Origin of the sequence: Terasakiella sediminum (genome assembly GCF_033100395.1) — a bacterium.
GTDB lineage: Bacteria > Pseudomonadota > Alphaproteobacteria > Rhodospirillales > Terasakiellaceae > Terasakiella.
Genome location: NZ_JAWLVJ010000021.1, coordinates 72,561 through 81,116, shown reverse-complemented (window position 1 = coordinate 81,116; position 8,556 = coordinate 72,561). Strand labels below are relative to the sequence as shown.

The window sequence follows — 8,556 nt, the reverse complement described above, 5'->3', positions numbered from 1 at the left end:
GCTAGCGTTTTCCATGGGATAGTATCCCATTTTTATGATAAAATCGCACCCGAAAATTAATGCAGACAACGCCTTAACTTAGTGCCATTCGAGGCTGGCCCCGGAATTTTCGGTCAACCTTCAATCCATGGGCATCCTGAAAAGCTTTCACACTATTGGGTAAGGAGAATTCGCTTTCTCCCTTATTCCCAAAATAACCGAGATCAGACAAGCCCCCCTGTGGTCTTTACCGCATCCGGGGAAGACAGGGGACTGTCGGTTGTATACCTGTCATCGACAGAGCAAAAATCGCCAACGCTGCTGGCAACATCATCAAAAAAAATCGACATGGCAGGTTCCTTTGTTTGCAAACAAAAAAAGCCGCCCTTCGCAAAAAACGACGAGCGGCTTTAAAAACGAAAACAGGAGAAGGCGACCGAATTGGACGCACTTCTACTGTTGACTGTATTTAGATATAATCTAAATCGACACAGAAACTAAGAACAAAATACCTCTTACGCGTCTTCCAGAGGATAAGCGTCCAGACCGTCCATGCTTTTTACGTTTTTCTTGGCCTGATATTTTTTGACAAACTCTTCGCCCCCTTTGTCCCAATAATCCAGAAGGTCACTGCGATCACCTTCATACGCATAAAACGGCACACCCATACCGCAAGAAGTCTGTGTTTTATGCACATTGATCATAATGATTTGTCGAATACCCGGTTTACTGAGATCAAAGGCAGCTGACAGCCCCATCCATTCCTCATCGGTTGGCACCACGACGCGGCCCGTTCCGAACAGACGAATGATTTTTGGCTTGCCGTCAAAGGCACAGAACATGATGGTAATGCGCCCGTTCTGGCGCAAATGTGCCGAGGTTTCATTACCGCTGCCCGTGATATCCAGATAGGCCACCTGATTATCCCCGATGATCCTGAAGCAATCCATTCCCTTTGGTGACACATTGACATGACCGCCTTCAATGGGGGCGGACGCATTGAAAAACATCTTCTGCTTTTCAATAAACTCTTTCATCTCATCCGTAATCTGGTCAAAGAACTGGGCCATTTCAAACTCCCTTTGCATGAATTGCGTGGAAGCGAACCCTATCAGTTTTTTAACGAGTGACCAACCGAAGCCTGCAATAAAGCAGTGACTTCCCTACTGGACCCCATTCCTTTTCTCTTTCATCCAATGGACACAAAAGCAAGGTTGAGATCTTTCAGCCTTACCTATTGAACATGTACGTCGTGCTTCGACAAGCATTTTAAAGTACGTTCCTTCGAAGTTGACGCAAGCGTAGCAGATTCGATAACAAGTACTTCATAGCAACGGTTTCTGGCAGCAAGGGCTGTTTTTTGAACACAATAATTAAAATCCAATCCAACCAATCGAAGCTTCCCGACTTTATAGCGCTTAAGAAGTTCATCTAGTTCACCTGACTCAAATGCATCCTGAACCCGTTTGATCAATTCATGGTCGGCTAAATTCCTAAATGTATCCAACAATTCTGTACCTGCCGTTCCTTCAATGCCTTGCCCCTTCATAAACATTCGAGCGATCAACTTCGTTGACGCAATTGACCACTCGTGACGAACTGCAATAATCGGATACCCATATTCTTTGGCTCTATTGATCTCTTCAACAATGGCATCTTTCGCCATGGATTTCGCTTTCTCAAAATATGGACCGCGCTCCCAAAATACAGTTTGAAGGTCAATCAAAATCAATGCGGTTTCAGAACGCTCCCCGATTATCTCACCTGTGCTAACAGCTTGAATGTGCTTCAAACCAGTCAAGAACCAAAAAAGTGTAATGACTGCAACTGCACCAAGAGCATAAAATATAATTGTCATCACATATCACCCTCTTGAGCCTTCAGCTTTGATGTCACCGACTGAACCACCGCCAACGCCGTGGCGATATCCTCATCCGTAAAATCTTGTCCTATGATTTTCATTATCTCCAATTCCCGCGCCATGACATCGTCAATCAAGTCACATCCTTTCTGTGTCAGCCTCACAAGTGAAGAACGCTTGTGTCGGGGGTTTGGGCATTTTTCAGTTAGACCTGAAGCCAGTGTTTCATTCACCATCAGCTGAACATATTGGCGTTTGATCTCAAGTTTGACAGCAATATCCGGTACGGCCAATTCTCCCTCAGTTCGCAGAATTTCCATAACAGCTCTCATACGAACGGTAAGTTCCGTACCCGCCAGCCCTTTCTCCACACATGCAGATGCAGCCTGCATAAGTGGACGCGACAACCAAATCAGTTGATATAATCGAACATCTTTATTCATGACATCATTATTGTCATATTGACATTACAATTGTCAATTAATTTATACAGGATCACAAAGATCAGTAAACTTCCTCCTCAATCCATTACTATTTCGTTTTGGCCATGGAAGATGTAGTTTACCCGTCATGAAATTCTTCTATTCAGACACATTCAATCTCAACCTACCTCCTGGGCATCGATTTCCAGCGCGCAAATACAGTCTTTTGCGAGAAACGCTTATCTCGGAAAGCATCCTGAGCGAGGACATGCTGCATCTCTCCCCGCTTGCAAATAAGGAAGATGTGTTGCGCGCCCATGACAGTGATTATGTAATGCGGTTTGAGACAGGAACGCTGGATGAAAAAGAAATCAGGCGGATCGGGTTTCCGTGGCATTCACGGCTGGTGACGCGCACGCTGGCCTCAACGGGTGGCGCGGTTGCGGCTGCTTTTCAAGCCCTGGAGGATGGCTTAAGCGGGCAGTTGGCAGGCGGCACACACCATGCTCATCGCGATTTCGGCTCGGGTTATTGTATCTATAATGATTTTGCAGTCGCCGCACTCGCCGTGCTGGCTGCCAATGCTGCGACACGCGTTGCCATTGTTGATCTGGATGTACATCAAGGTGATGGCAATGCGGCGATCCTTGGACCGCATGAAAACGTCTTTGTTTTTTCCATGCATGGGGACAAAAACTTTCCCTTTCGAAAAGTGCCTTCAGATTATGACGTGCCCTTGCCGGATGGCATCGAAGATGATGCCTATCTCGCCATGCTGGAACATCACCTGCCTGCCGTCTGGGGTTTCAAACCCGATTTGGTGCTTTATCAGGCAGGTGTTGATCCGTTGACCCATGACAGATTAGGACGCATGTCCTTAAGTTATGAAGGACTGATGACAAGGGATCGAATGGTTTTAAAAGGATGTAAAGACCGCAACATTCCCATCAGCATGGGTATCGGCGGTGGATATAGCGACCCGATTGAACAAAGTGTACGCGCTTATGTGAATACTTATCAGGTCGCAAAGGGTTTGTTTGGATTTTAATGCCTGAAGGTGGCAAACTTCCGAATATCAGAAAACGCGCATAAGCAGGAACATCAAAAATGCACCCATCCCCCAAAGAACTGGTCCAACGTTTCTATCATGAGGTCTGGAACAAAGCCGATGAAACAGTCGCGCGCGAAATCCTGCATGAGGATTTTCGCTTTCGTGGATCATTGGGGCCGGAAAAACGAGGGCAGGATGGTTTCATCGTCTATATGCGTTCCATCCTACTGCCCTGGCTGACTATCAATGTATTATCGAAGACTTGATCACGACCGAAAACCGGGCGTCAGCAAGAATGACCTTCAAAGGAATACATCAGGCCCGTTTCTTCGATGTAGAAGCCACCGGACAGGAAATCCAATGGGCAGGGGCTGCGTTTTTCACAATAGCGGATGGACAGATTTCTGAACTTTGGGTACTGGGCGATATCGATGGCGTTAAAAAACAGCTGGGAAGCTCTGCTTCCTTCAGTGGCTAGGACAAATTCTTAGCAACCGCCCATATGCATCGGGCGGGGCAATCTTCCATAATTGGGCGTAACAACTGTCGTACACGAAAATATCTGTTCAATACCGACATGCCAAACAGTTACATAACACTGCGCTCGTTACCATCCATATGTTCACATAAACCCACACACTTGGCAAAAGTGGCTGATTCTGTTAGGATTCCCTATCTGAAACAGCAAAATTATTTTAAATGTCGAAACACATCACTCAATCAGCAGCTATTCCTTTTCGCATCAAGAAAGGAAATATTGAGGTCATGCTGATTACATCACGCAACACAAAAAGGTGGGTCTTTCCAAAAGGGCATGTGGAGAAAAACCTCACGCCCTATAATTCTGCGGCTAAAGAAGCCTTTGAAGAAGCAGGTGTAAAAGGTAATGTTTCATCCAAACGACTAGGCAGTTACAGATACATCAAACCCGAGATCAAAGGGGTGAATATCTGTAAGGTCGATGTCTATCCCATGGCTGTTTCCAAAGAGCTCAGCAACTGGCCGGAGAAAGACCAGCGCGACCGCCAATGGACCCCCATTGAAGATGCGGCCAATATGATCGCGGAAAAGAAACTGGGAAAAATCCTCAGGAAATTTTCCAATCAGCTGAACACAACAGCACTTTAAGTCTTTTGCCTGCAAGCGCACTCCCGTCACGCCCCAATGCTAAACTCAAAGTTTAAGGAATGTTAATTTCTTTTATGATAAACTGCGCTTTCCAAAAGGTGTAATTCAGCTGACGCGTGTATATGAATTCAAATGCGACCCATAAGCCTTCCCTTCAACTTGCTCAGGCGGCGCAGGAAAATTCCGACGTGCCTGCGCCAGAACCGGAAGGAGAAGGAAACGCAGAACTTGACGCCCTGATGCAGGACATCTTTGAAACTGCTTTAGAGGAAGGCGCCACACCAGAAGAGGCGGCTGCCCTTGCGCGTGAAGCGGCACAAAGCTTCGGCCTGCCGAGCTTTAATCAAGGGAGTTTTCAGCCAGGCCCCACATTCTCAAGCCAGGAACCCACATTTACCACCTTTGAAAGAAACGATCCGCCCAGCAGTACCTTTTCCCCGACCTCAACCTTCAACGCCTCAACACAATCCGACCCATCATTGATCGGACCCAAGTTCGACAGGTTCTTTATTCAAGGCCTTGGCAATGATCCAGCCGATGAAAGTCAGAGTGAAGGAACAGGAACGGGCGACGGGCCTGGCGATAACACAGAACTTGATGGTTTCCTGCCGCCCAAACCGTCTATATCCTTTGATCTGGCCCCACCCCCTGCGCCAAAACGTGAACCCACAACAATAACAGAAAATACACAGCCCCCACCACAAACCATCCCGCCAGCTGATGGCGGTACCACCACAACACCGGGACAAAGCGTCACCGCCACCACAAGCAACGCCATTCTGACAGGCGGCAGTGGTGACGACACCCTGACAGGGGGCACAACTACGGATATCCTGATCGGCGGCGCAGGCACAGATAATCTGTCAGGCGGGGATGGCAACGACACTTATCATCTATCCGCAGGCTTTGGCAGCGACACCATTACGGACAGCGCCGGAACCGGCGATAAAATTTCCGGTTTTTCTATCCAGAACCTGTCGAATGCAGAGCAATCCGGCAATGATCTGATCCTGTCTTTCTATACAGGCGACACGGTCACCATTAAGGATCATTTCGTCAATGGTGGCGAGGTTGAAATTCTGATCTCCGGCAGCGATGATTATGGCCTCAGCGGCCAGACAACGGGCGTAAAAGGACAAATCCTTGCTGGCACGGCAGCCACCAACAATACCCTGACGGGGGCTGCCAGTGATGATGTGATCTTTGGCTCAAGCGGGGATGACCTGTTAACAGGTGGCGTGGGCAATGACAGCCTGTTTGGCGGGGCAGGCTCAGACACAGCCATCTTTACTGGTAATCAGGCAGACTACACGGTCACCAAGACGGATCAGGGTTTTCAGATCAGTGACAGTGTGGGATCACGCGATGGCGTGACCCAGGTAAAAGATATCGAAAACCTGCAGTTCGCCGACGCAACCGTCACCGCCTCAGCCGCCGTTGCGACCCCAAATCGGGTCACAGGGCTGATGTTTGATGATTCATATGCCAGATGGAATGCCGATACGTCTGTGGGTAATTCGGTTTCACTGACCTACAGCTTCATGGATGCACTGCCATCCTATTATACAACACCGGGAGAAATCGTTAATTTCACAACAATGTCATCCGCGCAGCAAACAGCCGTCCGGACTGTCCTGGGGCAATTTTCTGAAATCACCAACCTTACCTTTACAGAAGTTGCGGATACGGGAAATGGTGGAATACTGCGATTTGCGGGTAGTGAACAAACGAGTTCCGCAGGCTTTGCCTTCTCGCCCAGTGTTGACTACACCCTCAACGGTGTGAACATAACAGCAAATGAAAAAGGCGGCGACGTCTTTATCGCCAACAACCAGACCTCCAACGATACCCTGACCAACGGATCGCACGGTTTTTATACGCTGATCCACGAAATCGGCCATGCAACGGGCCTTGCCCACCCCTTTGACGGAACAAACAGACTTACAGGCACAGACGATAGCCAGCAATATACTGTCATGTCCTATACCAGCCACCCCAAAGCGCAAGTGATTGACGTAACGGGCGATGCATCGAGCTATAGCTACACCGTTCATGACTGGTATCCGGAAACGCTGATGACCTATGATATTGCCGCCCTTCAGCACCTCTATGGAGCCAACACCAGCACGAACACGGGGGACGATACCTACAGCTTTAATCCCGATGATCGTGTTTTCAAATCCATCTGGGATGCGGCAGGCACCGACACCATTGATGCCAGCAATTTCAGCCGCGACAGCATCATTGATTTAACACCCGGCAATTACAGTTCCATCGGAATTTATAATCCGGTCGGCAGCCAACTGCCGTCCTTTTATGATCAAGCCCCACAACCCACCTATAGTGCAGAAGACAATGTCGGCATTGCCTTTGATGTAATCATCGAAAATGCAACGGGCGGCAGCGGGGCGGACCAGTTGATCGGTAACTTTGCCGACAACACCTTAACGGGCGGTGCAGGAAACGATACGCTGACAGGCGGGCTGGGTAATGACCATCTGATCGGTGGGGCGGACAATGACAGCTACGTCTTTGCAACCGCATCCGGCAGTGACACCATCACCGACAGCGCAGGCACCAGCGATCAGATTTCCGGCTTTACGGTGGATAATCTGTCCAACGCCACGCGCAGTGGTAATGATCTGATCCTCAGCTTTAAAACAGGGGATCGCATCACGGTCAAAAACCATTTCACCACAGGCAATGAAGTTGAAATCTTGCTTTCCGGCAGTGACAGTTACGGCCTTGCCGGGCAAACCTCCGGCGTTGTGGGTCAGATCATATCAGACCCATCAACAGGTTCTGATTTGCTGGCAGGCGGGGCAGGCAATGATTATATTTTTGGTGATGAAGGCGCAGATACCCTGCAAGGTGGTGCCGGATCAGATCAACTGATCGGTGGGGCTGGCAACGACATCTTTTATTTTGAAACCAGCGACGGCAGCGACACCATTGCCGATTTTTCCAAGGGCAATGACCAGATCCACATCAAAGGCAGTGATTTTGGCATCACCGAAGTAATCTTCGAAGCCATCACCGCGACTTATGACGGCACCAATGCCACCAGCGCAACCGCTAACGTGATCCGTGACAGCAGCAACAATCTTTATGTGGATACCAACGGCCAAAGTACAGGCGGCTATTCCCTCGTTGCCAATGTGTCTCACGAAGTGGCGGTGGATGACAGCGACATCACGCTGGTTTGATCTCTAGATAGCGTCTCTCAAAGGCCTCTGTCAGCTTGGCCGCCAGTTCTTTGACCCGGCGCGGCTGGCTGCGACTGGGGGGGAACAGCAACTGCACCAATGATGGTTCTGGCGCAAAATCAGCCAACAGGTGAACCAGTTTTCCCGTCTTTACATCGCGCCCCACATCCCACATGGATTTAAGGGCTAACCCATGACCTTCCAGCGCCCATTGATGGACCAGCCGTCCGTCATTGGCGATACGGTTGCCCGTGACATTGACCGAAAATTCTTTGCCGCCTTCCACAAAGCGCCAGACATTATCTGGGTGCAGCCCAAAGCGCATGACCATGCAATTATGTTTTTCCAGATCATTCGGATGTTCGGGCCTGCCAAACCGCTTGATGTAATCGGGGGACGCCACCACCACCCGGTGATTTTCCCCCAGTACACGGGCGCGCAGACTACTATCACGCAGTTCCCCAAAGCGCACGGCAAAATCGATCCCTTCATGGATAATGTCCACATAGCCGTCGCTTAACATCAACTCCACACTTGTCTGCGGATTGTCTTCCAGAAACTGGTTGATGACAGGTTCAATAATATCGCGCCCCAGCCCCAAAGGGGCACTGATGCGAATAGGACCGGACAAGGTCTGTGCCCCCAAACGGATGCGGTAATCCAGTTCGTCCACTTCGGATAACAACTGATGGGCCCCTTCAAACAAGACACGTCCTTCTTCGGTCAGACTGATGGCACGTGTGGTCCGGTTCAGCAGGGTGACGCCATAATAGCTTTCCAGTGCCGCCAGACGTTCCGACACCGTGGTGGGCGACAGACCCAATTCCCGCCCCGCAACCGCCAGCCCACCTTTTTCAACGATTTTCTGAAAGAGGATCAGGTGATCTATGTTCATTTTATTATCCGCTA

At 49.4% G+C, this 8,556-nt stretch carries 10 protein-coding genes; 5 read left to right on the top strand and 5 right to left on the bottom strand.

Annotation, left to right across the window (positions count from 1 at the left end):
• Nucleotides 1-203: 203 nt before the first annotated feature.
• The 4 genes from RYZ26_RS15735 to RYZ26_RS15720 form a co-directional block, all read right to left on the bottom strand.
• The gene (locus RYZ26_RS15735) at nt 204-329 is read right to left on the bottom strand and encodes a hypothetical protein (RefSeq protein WP_317684193.1); all 126 of its coding nucleotides are present in this window, start codon (nt 327-329) and stop codon (nt 204-206) included.
• A 165-nt stretch (nt 330-494) separates the two neighbouring features.
• Complete coding sequence (locus tag RYZ26_RS15730) at nt 495-1,049, bottom strand: pyridoxamine 5'-phosphate oxidase family protein (RefSeq protein ID WP_317684192.1); 555 nt, start codon at nt 1,047-1,049, stop codon at nt 495-497.
• Nucleotides 1,050-1,213: 164 nt separating this feature from the next.
• Complete coding sequence (locus RYZ26_RS15725) at nt 1,214-1,837, bottom strand: cysteine hydrolase family protein (RefSeq protein ID WP_317684191.1); 624 nt, start codon at nt 1,835-1,837, stop codon at nt 1,214-1,216.
• Nucleotides 1,837-2,283, bottom strand: a complete 447-nt coding sequence (locus tag RYZ26_RS15720) for a MarR family winged helix-turn-helix transcriptional regulator (protein ID WP_317684190.1) — start codon at nt 2,281-2,283, stop codon at nt 1,837-1,839. Before RYZ26_RS15720 ends, RYZ26_RS15725 begins: the two co-directional genes overlap by 1 nt.
• A gap of 127 nt (nt 2,284-2,410) precedes the next feature.
• Here RYZ26_RS15720 and RYZ26_RS15715 point away from each other — a divergent pair, with 127 nt between their 5' ends.
• The 5 genes from RYZ26_RS15715 to RYZ26_RS15695 all read left to right on the top strand — a co-directional run bounded on the left by RYZ26_RS15715 (nt 2,411) and on the right by RYZ26_RS15695 (nt 7,647).
• Nucleotides 2,411-3,310: a histone deacetylase family protein gene (locus tag RYZ26_RS15715; RefSeq protein ID WP_317684189.1), complete on the top strand. Its 900-nt coding sequence runs from the start codon at nt 2,411-2,413 to the stop codon at nt 3,308-3,310.
• Nucleotides 3,311-3,369: 59 nt separating this feature from the next.
• Entirely contained in the window at nt 3,370-3,579 is a 210-nt protein-coding gene (locus tag RYZ26_RS15710; RefSeq protein ID WP_317684188.1) for a hypothetical protein, read from the top strand.
• Nucleotides 3,480-3,791, top strand: a complete 312-nt coding sequence (locus RYZ26_RS15705; RefSeq protein ID WP_411576878.1) for an ester cyclase — start codon at nt 3,480-3,482, stop codon at nt 3,789-3,791. Before RYZ26_RS15710 ends, RYZ26_RS15705 begins: the two co-directional genes overlap by 100 nt.
• Before the next feature lie 287 nt (nt 3,792-4,078).
• Complete coding sequence (locus tag RYZ26_RS15700) at nt 4,079-4,441, top strand: NUDIX hydrolase (RefSeq protein WP_411576877.1); 363 nt, start codon at nt 4,079-4,081, stop codon at nt 4,439-4,441.
• Between the two features lie 188 nt (nt 4,442-4,629).
• Nucleotides 4,630-7,647 carry a M10 family metallopeptidase C-terminal domain-containing protein gene (locus RYZ26_RS15695; RefSeq protein ID WP_317684185.1) on the top strand — a complete coding sequence of 1,006 codons (3,018 nt, stop codon included), beginning with the start codon at nt 4,630-4,632 and terminating at the stop codon, nt 7,645-7,647.
• Here the strand turns inward: RYZ26_RS15695 and RYZ26_RS15690 are convergent.
• On the bottom strand, nt 7,634-8,542 hold the full coding sequence (locus RYZ26_RS15690) for a LysR family transcriptional regulator (RefSeq protein WP_317684184.1): 909 nt from the start codon (nt 8,540-8,542) through the stop codon (nt 7,634-7,636). The genes RYZ26_RS15695 and RYZ26_RS15690 overlap by 14 nt on opposite strands.
• Nucleotides 8,543-8,556 lie beyond the last annotated feature (14 nt).

Excerpts from the sequence above, each read along its gene's own strand:
- RYZ26_RS15735 (WP_317684193.1), bottom strand. The coding sequence starts at position 329 with ATGTCGATTTTTTTTGATGATGTTGCCAGCAGCGTTGGCGATTTTTGC.
- RYZ26_RS15730 (WP_317684192.1), bottom strand. The coding sequence starts at position 1,049 with ATGGCCCAGTTCTTTGACCAGATTACGGATGAGATGAAAGAGTTTATT.
- RYZ26_RS15725 (WP_317684191.1), bottom strand. The coding sequence starts at position 1,837 with ATGACAATTATATTTTATGCTCTTGGTGCAGTTGCAGTCATTACACTT.
- RYZ26_RS15720 (WP_317684190.1), bottom strand. The coding sequence starts at position 2,283 with ATGAATAAAGATGTTCGATTATATCAACTGATTTGGTTGTCGCGTCCA.
- RYZ26_RS15715 (WP_317684189.1), top strand. The coding sequence starts at position 2,411 with ATGAAATTCTTCTATTCAGACACATTCAATCTCAACCTACCTCCTGGG.
- RYZ26_RS15710 (WP_317684188.1), top strand. The coding sequence starts at position 3,370 with ATGCACCCATCCCCCAAAGAACTGGTCCAACGTTTCTATCATGAGGTC.
- RYZ26_RS15700 (WP_411576877.1), top strand. The coding sequence starts at position 4,079 with ATGCTGATTACATCACGCAACACAAAAAGGTGGGTCTTTCCAAAAGGG.
- RYZ26_RS15690 (WP_317684184.1), bottom strand. The coding sequence starts at position 8,542 with ATGAACATAGATCACCTGATCCTCTTTCAGAAAATCGTTGAAAAAGGT.